This is a genomic window from Streptomyces albospinus (assembly GCF_014648695.1).
GTDB classification, from domain to species: Bacteria; Actinomycetota; Actinomycetes; order Streptomycetales; family Streptomycetaceae; genus Streptomyces; species Streptomyces albospinus.
The window spans coordinates 51,991-71,828 of the sequence record NZ_BMRP01000033.1; the positions used below are offsets into that span (position 1 = coordinate 51,991).

At 74.4% G+C, this 19,838-nt stretch carries 10 protein-coding genes and 1 pseudogene; 5 read left to right on the forward strand and 6 right to left on the reverse strand.

Annotated elements, in window-relative coordinates; translation table 11 throughout:
* Positions 1 to 186 precede the first annotated feature (186 nt).
* The gene (locus IEZ17_RS31190; protein ID WP_189306033.1) at positions 187 to 3,762 is read right to left on the reverse strand and encodes a bifunctional glycosyltransferase/CDP-glycerol:glycerophosphate glycerophosphotransferase; all 3,576 of its coding nucleotides are present in this window, start codon (positions 3,760 to 3,762) and stop codon (positions 187 to 189) included.
* A 231-nt stretch (positions 3,763 to 3,993) separates the two neighbouring features.
* Here IEZ17_RS31190 and IEZ17_RS31195 point away from each other — a divergent pair, with 231 nt between their 5' ends.
* Positions 3,994 to 4,686, forward strand: coding sequence for a class I SAM-dependent methyltransferase (locus tag IEZ17_RS31195; RefSeq protein WP_189306035.1), 693 nt, complete (start codon positions 3,994 to 3,996; stop codon positions 4,684 to 4,686).
* A gap of 136 nt (positions 4,687 to 4,822) precedes the next feature.
* Here the strand turns inward: IEZ17_RS31195 and IEZ17_RS31200 are convergent, their stop codons facing one another.
* The 5 genes from IEZ17_RS31200 to IEZ17_RS31220 form a co-directional block, all read right to left on the reverse strand.
* Positions 4,823 to 5,785, reverse strand: coding sequence for a class I SAM-dependent methyltransferase (locus IEZ17_RS31200; RefSeq protein WP_189306036.1), 963 nt, complete (start codon positions 5,783 to 5,785; stop codon positions 4,823 to 4,825).
* Between the two features lie 294 nt (positions 5,786 to 6,079).
* The gene (locus IEZ17_RS31205; RefSeq protein WP_189306038.1) at positions 6,080 to 7,015 is read right to left on the reverse strand and encodes a carbohydrate ABC transporter permease; all 936 of its coding nucleotides are present in this window, start codon (positions 7,013 to 7,015) and stop codon (positions 6,080 to 6,082) included.
* Complete coding sequence (locus tag IEZ17_RS31210; protein WP_229852832.1) at positions 7,012 to 8,403, reverse strand: carbohydrate ABC transporter permease; 1,392 nt, start codon at positions 8,401 to 8,403, stop codon at positions 7,012 to 7,014. The genes IEZ17_RS31205 and IEZ17_RS31210 overlap by 4 nt, the downstream gene beginning before the upstream one ends.
* A gap of 145 nt (positions 8,404 to 8,548) precedes the next feature.
* Positions 8,549 to 9,925 (reverse strand): ABC transporter substrate-binding protein, encoded by a 1,377-nt coding sequence (locus IEZ17_RS31215; protein WP_189306040.1) that lies wholly within the window; start codon positions 9,923 to 9,925, stop codon positions 8,549 to 8,551.
* A 906-nt stretch (positions 9,926 to 10,831) separates the two neighbouring features.
* Positions 10,832 to 14,353, reverse strand: a complete 3,522-nt coding sequence (locus IEZ17_RS31220) for an FtsK/SpoIIIE domain-containing protein (protein ID WP_189306042.1) — start codon at positions 14,351 to 14,353, stop codon at positions 10,832 to 10,834.
* Positions 14,354 to 14,847: 494 nt separating this feature from the next.
* Here IEZ17_RS31220 and IEZ17_RS31225 point away from each other — a divergent pair, with 494 nt between their 5' ends.
* The 4 genes and pseudogenes from IEZ17_RS31225 to IEZ17_RS43145 all read left to right on the forward strand — a co-directional run.
* Positions 14,848 to 16,446 (forward strand): serine/threonine-protein kinase, encoded by a 1,599-nt coding sequence (locus IEZ17_RS31225; protein WP_189306044.1) that lies wholly within the window; start codon positions 14,848 to 14,850, stop codon positions 16,444 to 16,446.
* Positions 16,447 to 16,624: 178 nt separating this feature from the next.
* Positions 16,625 to 17,902 carry a serine/threonine-protein kinase gene (locus IEZ17_RS31230; protein ID WP_189306046.1) on the forward strand — a complete coding sequence of 426 codons (1,278 nt, stop codon included), beginning with the start codon at positions 16,625 to 16,627 and terminating at the stop codon, positions 17,900 to 17,902.
* 137 nt (positions 17,903 to 18,039) lie between these two features.
* Positions 18,040 to 19,155 carry a peptide chain release factor 2 gene (gene prfB / locus IEZ17_RS31235; protein WP_189306048.1) on the forward strand — a complete coding sequence of 372 codons (1,116 nt, stop codon included), beginning with the start codon at positions 18,040 to 18,042 and terminating at the stop codon, positions 19,153 to 19,155.
* Positions 19,156 to 19,467: 312 nt separating this feature from the next.
* Positions 19,468 to 19,838 (forward strand): annotated as a pseudogene (locus tag IEZ17_RS43145) (hypothetical protein); the annotation flags it as partial.

Genomic DNA, 19,838 nt, shown 5'->3' on the forward strand with positions numbered 1-19,838 from the left:
CCGAGCGGTTGCACCGAGCACCTCCCTTCTTCGCCACATTGCCGACCGTGACCGGCCTGCCGGACGCCGCGGCCGGGCCGGGCCGCGACCGCGGGGACGGATCCGCAACGGCGCCTGCACAAGCTGTAACGACGCGGGCGCCCGGTGATGCCGATCCGGACGCGCGCACGGGGCGCACCGCGCCGCTCACTCCAGCAGGAGCTCCGCGACCCGGCCCGCCGCACCCCCGTCGTCCAGGTGGCAGAACGCCTCCCGGAAGTCCGCGTACGCCTCCGCGCTCGCCCGGCCGACCGCCGGCAGATCGCCCAGCGCGTCGACCAGTTCACCCGTGGAGGAGAGCAGCGGACCGGGCACCCGCGCCTCGAAGTCCAGGGAGAAACCCCGCAGCGTGTCCCGGTAGTGCGCCAGGTCCGGCGTCAGGAACAGCATCGGGCGGCCCGTGTTGGCGAAGTCCGCGGCCAGCGACGAGTAGTCGGTCACCAGCACATCGGCCGCCAGCAGCAGCTCGGTCGCGTCCGGGTACGCGGAGACGTCGACCGCGAACGGGGCGTGGTGCGCGGGCAGCCGGTCGGCGACCAGCGGATGGCTGCGCACCAGCAGCACATGGTCGTCGGCCAGGGCGCCGCGGGCCAGCTCCAGGTCCAGCGGCAGATGCAGCCGGTGGTGCGACGCGTCGTACGCCATGTCGTCGCGGGGCGTGGGGGCGTACAGGACGACCCGCCGGCCGGGCTCGACGCCCAGTTGTGCGCGCACCGCGGCGGCCACCTCGTCGCGGTGCGCGGTATGCAGCGCGTCGGTCCGCGGCAGGCCGGTCTCCAGCAGCTTGCCGGAGTAGCCCAGCGCGGACCGCAGCACCGGCGTGCTCGCCGCGTTCGGCGACAGCAGCACGCTCCACTGCCGGCCGAGCCGCGGACGCGGCGCCAGATGCGCCAGCCCCGCGCACAGCGTGCCCGCCAGATCGGCCCCGATCCGCTTGAGCGGGGTGCCGTGCCAGGTCTGGATCACCCGCTGCCCCGCCCGGCGCACGAACCAGCGCGGCAGATGCGTGTTCGTCACGATCCAGTGGCTGTGCGCCAGCGCACCGTGCCACGCCGCACTGCCCACCACCACCGCCCGCGCCGTCGGCGGCACCGCGGACTGCGCGTCCCGCACCGCCCACAGATGCTCCACATCCATCCCCCGCCGCACCAGCTCCTCATGGACGGCGCGCGGCGAATCCCCGTACGCCCGGCCGCCGAAGCTGCTGTAGAGGACGGTGTCGCGCAACGGGCGGGAGCGGTGCAGCGGATAGTGCTGCTCGCGCAGCACCCGCCGCCGGTACGGGCCCCGGTCGGTGGCCGGCAGCGCCGGACCGGCCGCCACGAACGCCTCGTCGCCCCGCACCCGGTCCAGGACGAACGGCTTGCCGCGCACCGTACGGGACGCCGGCAGCCCGTCCAGCACCGACGGCGCGAAGCGCACCGGCACGGCCGGCGGCGAGCCCGGCGCACCCTGCTCCCGCAGGTGCAGCGTCCAGCGGCCCTCGCGCAGCGGCAGCTCCCCGGCGCACGAGGGGAGCGCGGCCAGCGGCAGCGCGCAGTGGAACCGGCCCTCGTCGTGGACCGCGGGGAACGCCGCCTCGACGGTGTGCGCGGTGTGCCGGAGGAGCAGCTCCGGCGCGAGCGGCGCGGCGTCCGGCAGCACCCCCGCGATCAGCAGCGTGCCGTCCGCCCGCCACACCACCCGGTCCACGTACGGCTGCGGGATGCGGTCGTGCAGCACCAGATCGCCGCCCGGGGTGGCCGCCACCACCAACTCCCGCCCGTGCGGCAGCGGTTGGGTGAACGGCGCGGTATCGGGCGGGCAGCCGATCGGGCCGGCGGCGCCGTCCGCCGGCACCAGTTCCGCCGCCCAGGTCTCGGTGTGCGGCGGCGCGAGCACACCCGGCCCGCCGTCCCGGGCGGGCCGGGCCGCGTCCAGCGCATCGCACCGCACCCGGACGGTGAGCCGACCGCCCCCACCGCCCGCCGCCGCACCCGGCTCCCCTGGTTCGGCCGGTTCGGCCGGTTCCGCTGGTTCGGCGTTCTCCACCGGAAACGTCACCACCGTGCCCGTCCCCTGATGCGTCAGCCGCAGCGCCGCCGGCGCCGGCCCGGGCGCCACCACCGTCAGCTCCACCGCCCCGGCCGCCGCCACCGGCGGCCCCGCCAGCCACCGCACCCGCCGGACCACCGACAACCGCAGCCGCCCGTCCGCATACCCCGGCGCGATCCGCACACCGTCACCGGCCTCGTACGCACCCGGCGCGGCCCCCGACCCGCTCTCCGGCGCACCCAGCGCCGCCGCCCGCACCACCCCCGACGACGCCAGCAGCACCCCCACCGACCAGTCGCCCTCCTCCCAGCTCCCGCCCCGCCGCAGCCGCGCCGGATCCAGCCGCAGCTCGAAACCCGACCAGTCGTAGCAGTGCAGCTCCTGCCCCGACCCCGCGGTCGCCTCCGGCATCAGCACCGGCCGCAGCGGCAGCAGGACCCGCCGCCGCCCGCACGTCAGCACCGCCGTCCGCAGATAGCTGTGCCGGGCCGCCGCGGGCAGATTGCGCAGATACGCCCAGCCGCGCAGCACCAGCACCCCCTCCCGCCACACCGCCTCCCGGACCTCGGCCCGCACCGGGAAGTCGGCCCGCGCAAGCCGCGTCACCCCCGCCGGCAGCTCCAGCGGCACCTCCGGCGGCAGCACCGCCCGCTTGCGCAGCGGCGGCCCCGCCACCGCGAACCCGGCCGGATTGCGCGCCTCGTGCGCCAGCAGCGCCACCAGATCCGCCAGCCGCCCGGCCCGGATCAGATACCAGCGCATCCGCAGCTCCACCGGCAGCGCCCGCAGCAGCTGCGTATCCACCCGGGACAGGAAGTCGCGGGCGCAGTCCAGGAACGCGGTACGGCAGTCCGGCGCCGCACCCGGCAGCGCGTCCACCAGATCCAGCAGCCCGCCCGCCAACTGCGCCCGCTCGTACGCGGCCAGGTGGCGGCTCCGCTCCGGACGCGCCGGATCGTCCAGGAAGCCGCGGATCCGCGACACCGCCGCGAACCGGTCCCGCACCGCCTGCGCCGTCGGCGGCCGGTGCCGCTCCGCGCCCTCCGGCAGCCGCCAGTAGCAGACGTGCTCGTGCAGCACGTCCACCGCCTCGGCGAGGAAGTGCGCGGGCAGCGACACCGCCGCGTCCTCGCACAACTCCCCCTCCGGAAAAGCGAACCCGTGCCGGTCCCAGAACGCCCGCCGGAACACCTTGTTGCGCACGAACCCGTCGCCCAGCAGCGACGGGTCCTCGGTGACATGGGTGCGCAGCACCGTCTCGCGCCCCGCCGGATGGTCCGCCGACTGACTGCGGCCCGCCGCCCCCAGCCGGTAGACGTTGCCGGTCGCCAGATCCGCCCCCGACCTGTCCAGCAGCCCGCACAGATCCTCGTACGCCCGCGGCAGCAGCACGTCGTCCGTGTCGAGGAACGCCACATTGCCGGTGTGCGGATAGGCGTGCCGGGCACCGGCGTTGCGCGCCCCGCCGCGCCCGCCGCCCTCGTGGTGCACCACCCGGAACCGCGGGTCCCGCTCGGTGAACCGCCGCCACGGCGCATCCGGCGGGCCCTCCGCGGGACCGTCGTCCACCAGCACCACGTCCAGCCCGTCCAGCGTCTGGGCCGCCACCGACTCCAGACACTCCTCCACATTGCGCGCGGTCCCTTCGCCGCGAGGGACCGGGACGACGACGGTGAGCCGAGGCTTCATGGGCTGACAAGCCTTTCCGGACAGGCGAACCACGGGACGGTGCGGCCAACTCGTCCCTCAACTCGTCCATCGGCGGCACAGTCACCCGGTCTGCGCTGAAAGGGTGAGGCGAAGGTGCGGCGGCCCGGCCCGGCCCCCCGCCATGGCGTAGACCGAGGGACAGCGTGACCGGCGCCCCGCGCACCGGACACCGGCAACCACCCGCCGCCCTCAGGAAGGTGACCGCACCCGATGCCCGGCCGAACCGACAGCTCCGCCGCCACCGACAGCCCCGACGCCGCGGCCCCCGGTCCCGGCACCGCGCGCACCCCCCGCCCCCACCGCCCCGCGGGCACCGCCCCGGCCGCCTCCACCGCCCGGCTGCCCGCCCTGCGGGAACGCGGCGGCCTGGCCCGGCTGCTGCCCGCCCGGCCCCCCTACCGCAGGCAACTGCGGCGGATCGGCCCCGGACGCGTCCTGGAGGTCGGCTGCGGCAGCGGCGACACCCTCGCCGGCTGCGCACCCGGCAGCGTCGGCATCGACCACGACCCGCTGTCGGTGGCCCGCTGCCGGGCCCGCGGCCTCACCGCTTACACCGCCGACACCTTCCTGGCCGGCCCGCACGCCCGCCCCGGCGCCTTCGACGCGCTGCTCTCCGCGCACGTCCTGGAGCACCTGGACGACGAGCAGGTGGAGGGCCTGCTGCGGGCCTACGTGCCCTACGTACGGCCCGGGGGCGGGGTGGTGCTGATCACCGCGCAGGAGGCCGGCCACCGCACCGGCCCGGCGCCCGTCCGCTTCACCGACTTCACCCTGCTGCGGGCCTTCGCGGAATCCGCCGGACTGGCCGTCCGGCGCACCTACTCCTCCCCGCTGCCGCGGACCGCCGGGCGGGTCCTGCGGTCCAACGTCTTCGTCCTCGTCGGGCAGGTGCCGCGCGGCTGAACCCGCCGCACCGCCCGGCGCCCGGCGCGGCGTACCGGCCGGGGGAACGAGGCTCACGGCCGGGGGAGCGCCGCCCCGGCCCGGAGGCACGGCCCCGGCCGGGAAGTACGGCCCCGGCCCGTACCCCCGCCGCCGCTCAGCCCCGCGGCGCGGCCGACCGCTTCCGCGCCCGCACGATCGCCCGGGTCACCACCGGCGGCAGCACGTCCCGCGCCACCCGGCGCAGCACACCGCGCTCCGGGCGCGGCGCCGGACCGGCCGCGGACGTCTTCGAGGACCGCTCCGGCGCCGCCGCCCGCTCCGGCGTGCGCGCCGCCGCGGACGACGCATACCGGGACACCGGGTGCGCCGGCTCCTTCGCACCCTTCGCGCTCAGCCGGATCAGCGGCCCGCCGTTGACCTGCTGGATCTCGTGCCAGACATCGCCGCGGGCCGTCAGCCACTCCAGCAGCGCGTCCTGGTACGGCCCCGGATCACCCCACGTGCCGTAGAACTTGGTGCCCGTGATGCAGATCGGACGCAGCCCGTGGGACGTCACCGCCTGCCACGTCGCGGCGGCGACACCCGGGCAGTGCTCCGCACGGAAGTCGTCCATCACCACCACACCGCCCTCGGTGAGCAGCTCCCGCACGGCCAGGATGTCCCCGGCCACATGCTCGTACAGATGCGAGGCGTCGATGTGCGCGAACCGCACGCTGCGGTCCGCCACATGCTCCCGGATCACCGAGCTCAGCCCCTGCACGATCACCGGCAACTCGTCATGGAACGCACGGTAGTTGGCCTCGAAAGCGCGCCGCGTCAGCGTCGCGTACGACTTCGCCATCTCCTGGGAGTTCGAGGCGTCCCCGGCCGGCGAATCGAAGAGGTCGCAGACCGTGAACCGCTCGCCGGCACCCAGCCGCGCACCGAGGAAGATCGCGCTCTTGCCCATGTACGCGCCCAGTTCGAGCAGGTCACCCGCCTCGGACCGGTCCCGCTGACGGCTCAGGAACCAGTCGAAGAGCAGCTGGTCGGCGGTGAAGAACCAGCCCTTGACATCGGACAGCCGCGCGGGACGCGGCAGGTGTTCGGCACTCTGGTCTGCGGTGAGGGCAGTCATGTGCGGTCCGTCTCCAGACGGTCGGGAATCGATGGCGATGTACGACACGCGGGGTATACGGGGTGTGCGGGGCAGGGGACGGTGCGCCGCCGCCGCGGCCGGGCACTCGCCGTGACGCACCCCCGGCGCACCACGCGTTTCACGGAGCGGGCGCCATCGTGGGGGAGCAACATGAACGGAAGGTGAGCACCGGCCCCCGCTCCGGTCATGCGTGCGGAACCGCCCGTACCGATCCCGTACGTCCCGTGCCTTCCGTACGGCGCCGCCGCGCCCGCCGCCCTCACTTCACCGGCGTCACTTCACCGCGCCCGCCATCACCCCGGACACGAACTGCCGCTGGAACGCGAAGAAGACGACGAGTGGCACCACCATCGACAGGAACGCACCCGGCGCCAGCACATCGATGTTGTTGCCGAACTGCCGCACTTCCTGCTGGAGCGCCACCGTGATCGGCGGATGCCCGCTGTCCGCGAAGATCAGCGCGATCAGCATGTCGTTCCACACCCACAGGAACTGGAAGATCCCCAGCGACGCGATCGCCGGACCCCCCAGCGGCATCACCACCCGCGTGAACAGCCGCAGCTCACCCGCCCCGTCCAGCCGCGCCGCCTCCAGCAGCTCCCGCGGGATCTCCGCGAAGAAGTTCCGCAGCAGGAACACCGCGAACGGCAGCCCGAACGCCGTGTGGAAGAGGACCACCCCGGCCGTCGTCTCGAACAGTCCGACCGCACCGAACAGCTTCGCCACCGGAATCAGCGCCACCTGGACCGGCACCACCAGCAGCCCCACGACCACCATGAACCAGCCGTCCCGCCCCGGAAAGTCCATCCAGGCGAAGGCATAGCCCGCCAGCGACCCGATGACCACCACCAGCACCGTCGCCGGGACCGTGATCGCCGCGGTCGTCACCAGCGACCCCATCACCTTCCCGTTGGACAGCAGATGGCCGTAGTTGTCGAACGTGATCTGCGCCGGCCTGGCGAACACCTGCCACCAGCCGGACTCGGCGATCTGCGCCGGACTGCGCAGCGACGACAGCAGCAGCCCGACCGACGGCATCAGCCAGAACAGCGCGACCAGCACCAGGAAGACCCGCACCGCACCGCTGCCGGCCCGCGCCGCGAGCCGCCCGGCCAGCGGCCCCCGGCCGCCCCGCTGCACCGCGCGCCCGGCGACCCGGCGGCCGGCCGCGCCGCCGCCCGCGCCCACGGCCCCGTCCACGGTCGTCATCGGCGACGCTCCTTCCGTAGGCGCCGGAGATTGACGTACATCACCGGCAGCACGAGCAGCAGCAGGAATACGGCGATCGCACTACCCAGCCCCTCGTCGACATCCGTACCGAACGAGGACTGGAAGAGCTGCAACGCCAGCACATTGGCGGACCGGAGACTGGAACCCGGCGCGATGATGTACACCAGGTCGAAGATCTTCAGCACATTGATCATCAGCGTGACCAGCACCACCACCAGCACCGGCGCCAGCAGCGGCACCGTGATCCGGCGGAACACCTGCCACTCGTCGGCCCCGTCCACCCGCGCCGCCTCCAGCAGCTCCCGCGGCACACCCGCCAGCCCCGCCGCGATCAGCACCATCGCGAAACCGGCCCACATCCACACATAACTCCCGATGATGGCCGGCGTGACCAGCGCCGGCCCCAGCCAGTCGACACCGTTGTACGCCGCCGCGAAATCCGCCCCCGGCAACCGGATCCGCGCCCCCACGGCCTTCCCCGCCGGCAGCGCGAACGTCCCGTCCGCGGCCGTCGTCGCCGAGGCGACCACCGCCCCGCCCCTGACCGCCTGCACCGTCAGCCCGGCCAGCGCCCTCTCACCCGGGTCGATGACATTCGGCCGCCCGCCGCCGCCCCGGGTGAAATCCAGCCATGCGGTACCGGTCACCAGGCCCGGCCGCGGCCCGGCCGCCACCGCCTGCTTCGCGTCCCGTACGTCCCCCGGCTGCACCGCCACCAGCGGCAGCTTCACCGGTGACCCGGCCCGCACCACCGACGCCGTGGTGAACGAACCGCCACCGGACGGCCGCAGATCCGCGTTCGGCCGCGGCTTGGCCCCCGGGAACGGCGCCGGCGCGGCGAACGTGTCGTGCACCCCCACCCACACCGCATTCGCCACCCCGCGCTGCGGATCCTGGTCGTACACCAGCCGGAAGATGATCCCCGCCGCCAGCATCGAGATCGCCATCGGCATGAACACGACCAGCTTGAACGCGGTGCCCCAGCGGACCCGCTCCGTCAGCACCGCGAAGATCAACCCGAGCGCCGTCGACACCGTCGGCGCGACCACCACCCACACCACGTTGTTCCGCAACGCGGTCCGGATGCCATCGTCCGAGAACATCTGCCCGTAATTGCCCAGCCCCACAAAGCCGTTGCCGGACGCATCGAACAGGCTCCGGTAGACCGAGAACCCGATGGGATAGACCACCAGCGCCCCCAGCAGCACCAGCGCCGGCAGCAGGAACACCGCCGCCACCCAGGCCCGGGTCCCGGTGACCCCGCGCCGCCGCCGGGCACGGCCGCCGCCCGTCGCCCCGGCCCCGGCACCCGCATCGGCCGGTACGTCCGCGCCACCCCCATCAGCCGGTACGTCCGCGTCGCTCATCGTGACGATCTCCCGGTGCTCATCGTGAGAATCTCCCGGTGGTCATCGTGGGTGTCTCCCGGTGCTCATCGGGGGAATCCCGCGGTCCCCCCCGGCGCTCGCCGGCCGCGACCGAAGAGCGTCCCGCCCGGCCACCCACGCCGCCTCAGTGCCCGAACGACTTCGCCGCGTCCTTCTCCAACTGCGCCTGCGTACCCGCGACATCCTTCGGGTTCTTCAAGAAGTCCTGGAGGTCCTTCCACTCGCCCTGCCCCGGCTTGCCGCCGAACGACGCGGGCGCCTGGTCGGACATGTCGAAGCGGAAACCGTCCCCCGCCGCGATCAGCGCCTTGGCGATCCGGCGCATCACGTCATCGGCGTAAGCAGCCTGGTCCAGCTCCTTGTTGGGCGAGATGAACCCGCCCGCCTGCGCCCAGATCCTGGCCGCGTCCGTGGACGCCAGGAACGTCAGCAGCGCCTGCGCCGCCTTGCTGTCCTTGAGGGCCACCGCCACGTCCCCGCCGGTCACCACCGGCGATTTCGCCCCCACCGCCGGGAACGGGAACACCTTGGCATCCGTCCCGACCTTCGCCTTCGTCTGCGCGATGTTCGCCGCGGCGTAGTCGGCCGACGAGACCATCGCGGCCTTGGGGGTGTCGCCGCCGCTGAACGTCTGCGTCACCGACGTCGGGAAGTCCGTCTGCAACGCCCCCGCATTGCCGCCCGCCAGCAGCTCCTTGCGCCCGAAGAGCTGCCCGAGGGTGGTCAGCGCCTGCTCGACGGACGGGTCGGTCCACTTGAGGTCGTGCTTGGCCAGCAGGTCGTACTTCGCCGGACCCGCCTGCGAAAGGTAGACGTTCTCGAACCAGTCGGTCAGCGTCCAGCCGTCCGACCCGCCCACCGACACCGGCTCCACACCCGACTCGGAAATCGTCTCCGCCGCCTTCAGGAACTCCGGCCACGTGTGGGGCTCCGCCACCCCCGCATTCCCGAAGACCTTGGCGTTGTACCAGACCAGCGACTTGTTGCTGGCCTTGAAGTACACCCCGTACTCGGTGCCTTTGTGCGCACCCAGATCCCGCCACCCCTTGCTGAAATTCTTCGCCAACTGCGCCTTGGCATCCGCCCCCAGCGGCTTCAGCCACCCCTTCTGCGCGAACTCGTTCAACACGCCGACCTGCTGCAACATCGCCACATCCGGCGGTCCGCCACCCGCGATCTTCGACCCGATGAACCCGGCCATGTCGTCCCCGCTCGGCACGAAGTCGACCTTTGCCCCGGTCCGCTTCTCGAACTCCGCCAGAACCTTGGTGAAGTTCTCCCACTCGGCCCCCGTCCACACCGCCGTGACCTGTAACCGCTGCCCGCCGAGCTTCGGCAACTGCACCGTGGGAGCCGTCCCGCCCCCCTTGGCACCGCCCCCGCCCCCACTGCCGCCACCGCTGCCACCGCCACCGCAGGCAGCCAGCCCCAGCGCCATCGCGGCGCCCACCGCCACCGCGGCAGCACCCCGTACGCCCGTCCGGTCCATTCCTCTGCGCATCCCCGCAACCCCCTGTCGCTGCGCCTGCCGTGCGTCCCCCGCCACTGCCCGCTGCCTACTGCCTCAACGGGGTGGGCGGTACCTGCTGCGTGGTGCTGATACGAAGCGGTGCCGATGGTGCAGGTGCAGTGCAAGTGCAGCTACAGCTACAGCTACAGCCAAGCGATGCGTCCCGCTGGTACAAAGCCGTGCGAGGTGGCTCCCGTGCTGCCGGTGCTGCGCTTGGTGCCGGTGCTGCGCCGCCCCAGCGTCCGGCGGACCCTGGCACCCTGGCCCTGAGAACCTGGCACCTGGCCCTTGGCACCTGGTGCCTGACGCTGGTGTGCACCACGCCGCGCTGCCGTCCGCCGGTGCCCACTGCCTACCAAGCGTCCACCGCGCAACGCCGAGCCGTCCACTGCCGCTTGTATCGCCGCTTGCCTACTGCCGTTCGCGCCTGCCGCTCGCCAACTGCCCGTCAGCTACCGCTCGTCAACTGCCGCTCGTCAGCTACCGCCCGTCAACTACCGATCGGCAGCTACTGTTCGCCAACTGCAATTCGTCAACTGCCGAGTTGCCTACGTTGCCCACGGCCGTGAATGGCTGCATACGGCCGCGCCGCGCTGTGCCCTGTCGCGCTGTGCCCTGTCGTGTACGCGTACGGTGTGCGACAGTCCTACGCCCCCACCACCGGCTCCGCAATACCGCCTTCCACGCCAACCGCCCATTTGTAATGGGGCCGTTACGGATGGTGGGCTACGGGCCGCGGTGGGCTAGGGGTAGGGAGAGTCCGCGCCGACCTCCAAGGCCCCAGTCCCGACATCGCGCCCCATCCACCCCGCCCCCGCCGGCTCGTCGCGCCGGCCTGCATCCGCGGCGGCTCGCCCGCACCGGTGCTCCTTCCGTCACACCTCCACCGCAGCCCCGCTACACCAGTGGCGGAGCCGCCGGCGCCTCCGAGGACTGCGCGGCGCGCTGTAGTGCGCTGGCCAGCAGGGCCAGGTCCGTCGGGCCGTTGCCCAGTTCGCGCAGTGGGCGCCGGGCCGGCGGGTCGCCCATCCGCGGCCACTCCAGGGGCACCACGGTCGGCCGGAGCGTGGACGTGCGAGGTATGCGTCCGGTGACCCGGCCCGCCTGGAACGGCGTCGAGGAGCCGTCCTCCGCGCGGTGCAGCCGCCCGCGCCCCGGCGGTGCCGGCTCGGACGGGTCGGCGGCGCCCAACTGGATGCGCAGCCCGGCCCGTTCGGCGGTCGCGGTGCCGTCCGTGCGGTCCGGGTGGCCGGTGGCGGCTATCAGGTGGACACCCAGCTCCGCACCGTCCCGGGCCACCGCCTCCAGGGCGCGCACCACGGAGCCGGCGGCCGGCCGACCGGTGCTGCCGAGGGCGGGGGAGACCAGGGCGTCGAAGTCGTCGACGAGGACGAAGAGGCGGGGCATGGGGGCGGCGGCCATGGCGGAATCCGCGGATCCTGTGGGGGCCGCGGGGGCTGCGGAGCCCGGGGCGTCCGAGGGCGGGGTGCTCGGGGCGCCGCTGCGGGACCGTAGGCGGAGTGTGCCGGTCTCCGAGGGGTCCGCCGGTGTGCCGCTTTCCTCATTGTTACGGCAACGATTACGGAGAGTGATTTGTTCCTGTGGAGCGTCACCGAGAGTGGCGGGGCTGACGGTCTCGGCGGAGCGGCGCGGGGCGATGATGCGGGGCGCCGGGAGGTGCTTGGCGCGCCAGTCGGCGAAGGGGGTGCCGGCCAGTATTTCCGCGCGCCGTTTGAGTTCGGAGGACAGGGCCTGGGCGAACTCCCGCATGCGTACCGGGTCGGAGGCGGCCAGATACGTCGTGACGTGCGGGAGGTCCGTGCACAGCCGCAGGCCCTCGCCGCGTTCGGTGCCGCCGCCGTCCACCAGCACGAGCGACAGCAGGTCCGGGCGGTCCGCGGCGGCGAGCGAGGCGGCCAGGGAGCGCAGCAGTTCGGTCTTGCCGGTGGCCGCCGCGCCCTCCAGGAGCAGATGGGTGTGATCCGCGGCGAGATCGGCGACCAGCGGGCCGTGCGGCCCGGCGCCGAGCACCGCGGCGGCGCCCGGCCGGTCGGTGTCCAGGGCAGCCGCCCAGCGCGCCATCAGGGACGCGGGGGTGGCACGGGCCAGCCCCAACTCGTCCAGCAGCCGCGCCGTTTCGGGCAGCGGGACGGCCGCGCGGTGCACCGAAGGCCCGCCGGCGCCGCCCGCCTCGGTCTCGCGCAGCGGGGCCAGCGCCCTGGCGAAACGCTCCGCCCAGGCGCTGGAGACCGCGTCCACCGTCGCGACCGTGCCGTTCGGCCCGGAGCCCGGCTGGACGACCCGCAGTGCCGTGGCGACATCGCCGCTGAGCACCGCCACCGCCCCGCACTCGCCGAACGCCGGTGACGCCGCTCGGGCCGCCTCGTACGTCGCGGCCAGTGGGAAGGCCGGCGAGGCGGCCGGGGTCTCGGCCAGGCACAGCAGGTGGATACCGGCGGCCGGGCCGCCCGCCGCCAGCCGCGCCGTGGTCTCGCGCAGCGCCGACGAGCCGGGGTCGCCGTCGACGATGACGAGGGTGTACGGCCCGTGATGGCGGGCCGCCGCGGCGGCCACCTCGGAGCGTTCGGCACTGGCCCAGGAGGGGCCCAGCGGGCCGTCGTCCAGCCGCCGCGCCAGTTCGGCCGTACGGGCGGTGGCCTGCTCCTTGTCGTAGGCGAGCAGCAGCCGGCAGTCCTGGCCGTGGGCCGGGCGGACGTGCGGCAGCCAGCCCAGCCAGGACCAGTCGGCCACCCGCTCCTCGGTGCCGCGCGACCGGTCCGTGCTGATCAGCACGATCTCCAGGGTCCCGGGGGAGTGCAGTGCGGCGAGCTGGGCGACGGCGGAGCGCGCCAGTCCGGCGAGCCGCGCCCGCGGCCCGGCCAGTCCCAGGGCGCCGGCCCGGCGCAGCTCGACGGTGACCGGGACCGCGGACCGGCCGCCGTGCCGGTCGGCGGTGCCCAGGCGGACGGCGAGGGCGTCCGGGTGGTCCGGTCGGCGTTCCCAGAGGCGGGGGCCCGGACCGAGCGCGGTGAGCAGGATCGCGGCGGCGTCCGGCCAGCGTTCGTGCGCGGCGGGGCCGGCCGGCGGTGCGGCGGGGCTCTCGTCGGCGGCCGTACGGGACGGGTCGCCGGCTGGTGCGGTGTCCGGGTCGTCGTCCGCTCCCGGGGTGCCGTCGAGCGGTTCCACGGCGGGCCGACCGCCGGCCAGCCGCCGGGCCCAGGCCCCGATGCCGCCCCGGCGGCCCGCCTTACGGGTCACCGGGTCGGCGGGCGCCAGGGACTGCTGGCCGCCGTGGGTCTGCCCGGCGTCCGGCGCGGCGTCGGCGACCGGGTGGCCGCGGCCGTGCCCGGAACCGCCGGGTCCGCCGACGTCGGTCCCGGCGGGGGCGTCGGGGATCTCCTGAGTGTCCGGGGCCGCCCGGTCGTGCCGTACGGCGGGCGCGTCCGGGGCGGCCGATCCGTACGGGGCGGCGGCCGGGCCCGGGGCGGTGGTGAGGGAGATCCGCGGTCCGGAGCCGTATCCCTCGGTGGTCGTGCCGCGCGGTCCGCCGGCGGACGGGGCCGGGGTGCCGCGCAGCGGGGTGTCCCGGCGGGCCGTGCCGCCGGGGGCGGCGCCGTCGCCGGGCGCTGGATACGGGGCGGCGCCGAGGGAGGAGTGGCCGGAGTCCCGGCCGTCGGAGTGGCCGGAGCCGTACGCGCCGGTTTCCCCGGTGCGCCCGGTGTGCGCTGCCGGTGACCCGTCCGCGCCCGCCGCCCCGGGGGCCACCCGCAGGTGTCCCTCTCCATCGGGGGCGACGCCGAGCGCCGCATCGGGGCTGCTGGGGGCGGACTGGAGGCGCAGGGCCGATTCGCCGATGCGGAGCAGCGCGCCGGGGCGCAGCGCGGCGGCGTGCTCGCCGAGCTCGGTGCCGTCGACCGCGGTGCCGTTCGTGGAGCGCAGGTCGGCCACGTACACCGAGCCGTCCGGCTCGACCGTGACGGCGCAGTGCAGCCGGGAGACGTCCGGGTCGTCCAGGGGGACGTCCGCGTCGGCGGAGCGGCCGATGCGGATCTGGCCGCCGTGCAGCAGGTGCACCCCGCCGGCGTCGGGGCCGGAGACCACGCGGAGCCGGGCGGAGCCGTGCGGCAGGCCGTGCGCGGGGGCGGGGCCGGCGCCCTGGAGGGAGAGCACCGCGCCGTCGATCAGCGGCGGCTCGCCGATCGCGGCGCGCTGCGGGTCGAGCCGCTCGGACCCGGCGTAGAGCACGACGGGGGCGCTGCCGCCGGTGGCGCCGACATCCGCACCGGTGCCCGCGACGGAGGCCGCGAGCGAGCCGGCCACCGCTGCCAGGGCGGTCCCGGCGGGGGCCGTCACGAGCACGTCGCAGGCCCGCGTGGTGTGGCCGCTGCGCGGCCCGAGGACGGTCAGCCGGATCTGCATCGCCGTCTACGGTCCCTTCTGCCGGGGCATCCGGCAGGGGCGCAGCTCGCTCCCCCACGGCACCCGAGCACGTCGGCACGTACAAGTCCCATGTGCACGTCGCGACAGAGATCGCGCGCCCCCACCGCGTGCGTGCTGGGATGCATCCTCGCACCTGCCACTGACAACACGCCCGCCGCCCGCCGATTGATGATCTTGATTGGTCGTCTCGCGGCGGAAAAGTGCCTGCTTACGCGCAGAGAACCGGCCGTTTTCGATCATCGGGTATCAGGGCGGCGGCCGGCGGCGGCCGGCCCGCGCGCCGTTGACCCGGGCGGCGGGCGCCGCTCCCGGCCCGGGCAACCAACGGCCCGGAATGCGCGTCTTCCCCACGAGCCTCACCAGTGAGCGCCGCGCCGAGAAGGGTGTGCGGCGGCACTACAGTGGGGCGGACGGGCCGCGAGCTGACCCACGCGGGCCAGGCAAGGATCCACCACGACCAGGGAGCGCATGACGTGCGGCCGGTAGGCAGCAAGTACCTGCTCGAGGAGCCGCTGGGGCGCGGCGCCACGGGCACCGTCTGGCGCGCCCGCCAGCGGGAGGCGGCGGGTGCCGAGGCCGCCGTGCCGGGGCAGCCCGGCGAGACCGTCGCGATCAAGGTCCTCAAGGAGGAGCTGGCGTCCGACGCGGACGTGGTGATGCGGTTCCTGCGGGAGCGCTCCGTCCTGCTGCGGCTCACCCACCCCAACATCGTCCGGACCCGCGACCTGGTCGTCGAGGGCGACCTGCTGGCGCTGGTCATGGACCTGGTCGACGGCCCCGACCTGCACCGCTATCTCCGCGACAGCGGCCCCTTCAGCCCGGTCGCGGCCTCGCTGCTGACCGCGCAGATCGCCGACGCGCTGGCCGCCAGCCACGCCGACGGCGTCGTGCACCGCGACCTGAAGCCGGCCAACGTGCTGCTCGCCGGCTCCGACGGCAGCAGCGAGATGCACCCGATGCTGACCGACTTCGGCATCGCGCGGCTCGCCGACTCCCCGGGCCTGACCCGTACGCACGAGTTCGTCGGCACCCCCGCCTACGTGGCGCCGGAGTCCGCCGAGGGCCGCCCGCAGACCTCCGCCGTGGACATCTACGGCGCCGGCATCCTGCTGTACGAGCTGGTCACCGGCCGGCCCCCGTTCGCCGGCGCGACCGCCCTGGAGGTGCTGCACAAGCACCTCAGCGAGGAGCCGCGCCGCCCCGGGTCGGTCCCCGAGCCGCTCTGGACGATCATCGAGCGCTGCCTGCGCAAGCAGCCCGAGGAGCGCCCCAGCGCGGAGAACCTCGCCCGCGGGCTGCGCACCGCCGCGGCCGGCATCGGGGTGCACGCCACCCCCGCCCAGGCCGAGGCCGCGCTGGGCGTCGCCGCGCTGCTCGTGCCCGACCCGGCGCCCGCCACGGTCCCCGGTACGGGCGGCGGCCAGGGCGACGCCGCCCCCACCCAGGTGCTCCCGTCCAACGCCGGCTCCTACGACCCGGCCGCGGCGACCAGCGTGCTGCCGTCCACGGGCGCGCCCGGCGGCCCCGCCCCGACCCGCGCCATGCCGCCGGTGCCCCCGATGCCCATGGGCGCACCCATGGGCGGCCCGCCCGAGCCCGAGGGCCCGCACCCCTGGGAGTCCCAGCTCCGCGCTGCCCGGGACCGCAACGAGCAGACCCAGGTCCAGTACCTGACCCCCGAGGACGACCCGCTGCGCCGCCGTCCGCAGCGCCGTCCGGCCCCGCAGCAGCAGTACGGCGGGCAGCCCGCCCCGTACGGGCAGCAGCGCCCGCCGGCCCCGCAGCGCCGCCAGGAGCCGCCGCCGCAGCACTACGAGCCGCAGCGCCCGCCGGCCCGGGAGCCCCGGCCCCGGCGCGAGCCCCGGCCGCGCAGCGCCAACCCGATGAAGATCCCCGGGCTGGGCTGCCTCAAGGGCTGCCTCTTCACGCTGCTGCTGCTGTTCGTGGCGAGCTGGCTGGTGTGGGAGTTCACCCCGCTCCAGCAGTGGATCGGGACGACCAAGGGCTTCTTCGCGCAGGTCGGGGACGTCTTCAAGAGCGTGCAGCACTTCGTACAGAGTCTCGGCGGCTGACGTCCCGTACGGACGGACCGGCGCGACACCATAGATATGTCGACTTCTCACCGGCGAATTCCTGTACAGAAGTGAAGGTTGCCGCCAATCAGGGCACTGAACCCCCTGGCGCCCGCGTAGCTTTGACGCCAACTTCAGCCCCCGCAGGACGCTCGGGGGCCCGACAGTCGGAGCAGTCTTGGCACGGAAGATCGGCAGCCGGTACACCGCCCACCAGATCCTGGGGCGCGGCAGCGCCGGCACGGTATGGCTGGGCGAGGGTCCCGAAGGGGCCGTGGCCATCAAGCTGTTGCGTGAGGATCTCGCCTCCGACCAGGAGCTCGTCGGCCGCTTCGTACAGGAGCGGGCGGCACTGCTGAGCCTGGAGCACCCGCATGTCGTCGGCGTCCGCGACCTCGTCGTCGACGGCGCCGACCTGGCGCTGGTCATGGACCTCGTACGGGGCACCGACCTGCGCACCCGTCTGGAGCGCGAGCGCCGGCTGGCCCCGGAGGCGGCGGTCGCCATCGCCGCCGACGTCGCCGACGGCCTCGCCGCCGCGCATGCGGCCCGCATCGTGCACCGCGACGTCAAGCCGGAGAACGTCCTGCTGGACATGCAGGGCCCGCTCGGCCCCGGTGGCGCGCACCCCGCGCTGCTCACCGACTTCGGCATCGCGCGGCTGGTCGACTCCCCCCGCAGGACCCGCGCGACCAAGGTCATCGGCACCCCGGACTACCTCGCCCCGGAGATCATCGAGGGGCTGCCGCCGCGCGCCTCGGTGGACGTCTACGCGCTGGCGACGGTCCTGTACGAGATGCTCGCCGGCTTCACGCCCTTCGGGGGCGGGCACCCCGGCGCGGTGCTGCGCCGCCATGTCACCGAGAGCGTCGCCCCGCTGCCCGGGATCCCGGACGAGCTGTGGCAGCTGCTGATCCAGTGCCTGGCCAAGGCGCCCGCGTCCCGGCTGCGCGCCCCGGAGCTGGCCGCCCGGCTGCGCGAGATCCTGCCCGGCCTGGCCGGCATGCCGCCGCTGGACATCGACGAGCCGGGCGGCGATCAGCCCGAGGACGAGGCGGAGGGCGGCGCCCCCGCCGGGTCCCGCGACGATTCCCGCTACCCGGCCGCGGCGCCCGGCGAGGCCGGCCCGCCGCGGGGCGCGGTCCCGCTGGTCCAGGGGTCGGCGCCGGACTCCAACCGGGAGACGCACACCAGCATGCGGGTCCCGGGCCCGGACGAGCTGGCCGGCGGCGCGCACGGCACCGCCCGCGCCCCGCGGGCCGCCGGCGAGCGCCGGGCGGGCTCGGCCCGGCACCGCTCGTCGGCCGAGGCGGTGCGCCGCCGCCGGCTCAAGCTCGGCATGGCCGCGGTCCTGGTCGTCGTGGCGGCCCTCGGCGGCTGGCTGGCCTCGTCCGGCGGCGACGAGCCGGGCGGCGCCACCCCGGGCGTGCACCAGCCGGGCGGCAGCACCCCGTGACCGGTGCCTCACGCCCCCGTACGCCCCGGTGGGACGCCCGGCGTACGCGGTGCGGCGGGCGGCTGCGCACCGGTCCCGGCGGGTCCGGGCCGCCGGGGCCGGGGCACGTTGTCGGCGGCAGCCGTTAGGCTGGGTGCGTGGCAGTCGTCGATGTATCCGAAGAGCTGAAGTCCCTCTCCTCGACCATGGGGTCGATCGAGGCCGTCCTGGACCTCGACAGGATGAGGGCCGATGTCGCCGTGCTTGAGGAACAGGCCGCGGCGCCGTCCCTGTGGGACGACCCGGAGAACGCGCAGAAGATCACCAGCCAGCTGTCCTACCTCCAGGGCCAGCTGCGCCGGGCCGAGGAGCTGCGCGGCCGTGTCGACGACCTCGAGGTGCTCTTCGAGCTCGCCGAGGCCGAGGGCGACGAGGACGCCCGCGCCGAGGCCGAGAGCGAGCTGGCCGACGTCCGCAAGGCGGTCGACGAGCTGGAGGTCCGCACGCTGCTCTCCGGCGAGTACGACGCCCGTGAGGCCGTGGTCAACATCCGCGCCGAGGCCGGCGGAGTGGACGCCGCGGACTTCGCCGAGAAGCTCCAGCGGATGTATCTGCGCTGGGCCGAGCGCCACGGCTACAAGACCGAGCTCTACGAGACCTCGTACGCCGAAGAGGCCGGCATCAAGTCGACCACCTTCGTCGTCCAGGTGCCCTACGCCTACGGCACGCTCTCCGTGGAGCAGGGCACGCACCGCCTGGTGCGGATCTCGCCGTTCGACAACCAGGGCCGCCGCCAGACCTCCTTCGCGGGCGTCGAGGTGCTGCCGGTCGTCGAGCAGACCGACCACATCGAGATCGACGAGTCCGACCTGCGGGTGGACGTGTACCGCTCCTCGGGCCCCGGCGGCCAGGGCGTCAACACCACGGACTCCGCGGTCCGGCTGACGCACATCCCCACCGGCATCGTCGTCTCCTGCCAGAACGAGCGCTCGCAGATCCAGAACAAGGCCACCGCCATGAACGTCCTCCAGGCGAAGCTGCTGGAGCGGCGCCGCCAGGAGGAGCGGGCCAAGATGGACGCCCTCAAGGGCGACGGCGGCAACTCCTGGGGCAACCAGATGCGTTCGTACGTCCTGCACCCGTACCAGATGGTCAAGGACCTGCGGACGGAGTTCGAGGTGGGCAACCCGCAGTCCGTCCTGGACGGCGAGATCGACGGCTTCCTGGAGGCCGGCATCCGCTGGCGCAAGCAGCAGGAGCAGCAGGCGAAATAAGCCGCAAAAGCCGACAGCAACTGCCTCCCTCAGGGGGGCAGTTGCTTTTTGCTGTGGCGGTTAGGTCACAGTCGTACGTCCATGTATCGCCCATCCCATGGCAATTCGGACATCGGGTCTTTAATCGGCCTTGACGATGTTCGGGGAACTGGGAAGGCTGTGCGCGGCATGCGTATGTCATGGGGCGCGTGTGTGAACGGGGAGATGAGTGGCCCGCCGGCAGTGCGGGGCCGGGACTCGCGTACCCCCATCGGCCGTTGCCCCGTACAGCGATGCTCCATTGACGAGTTCAGCTACTGGGGGTAGCAGCACATGACGAAGAAGACGCGGCTGCGCGTAGCGCGCATTGCGGCCGGCGCGGTGATCGCGGCCGGTGCGTCGCTCACCGCCGCCGGCGCGGCATCCGCCGCAGGTACCGACAATGTCAGCCACGGCAAGCACGAGAGCCACGGCCTCCTCGGCGGCCTCATCGGCAGCCTGATCGGCGGTGACACCACCGGTGGCGAGACTGGTGACACCACCGGCGGCGACAACGGCGGTGACAACGGCGGCAACACCGGCAGCACCGGCAGCACCACGAACGGTGGCACCACCGGCAGCACCGGCAGCACCGGCAGCACCACGAACGGTGGCACCACCGGCAGCACCACGAGTGGCGGCAACACCGGTGGCACCACCGGCAG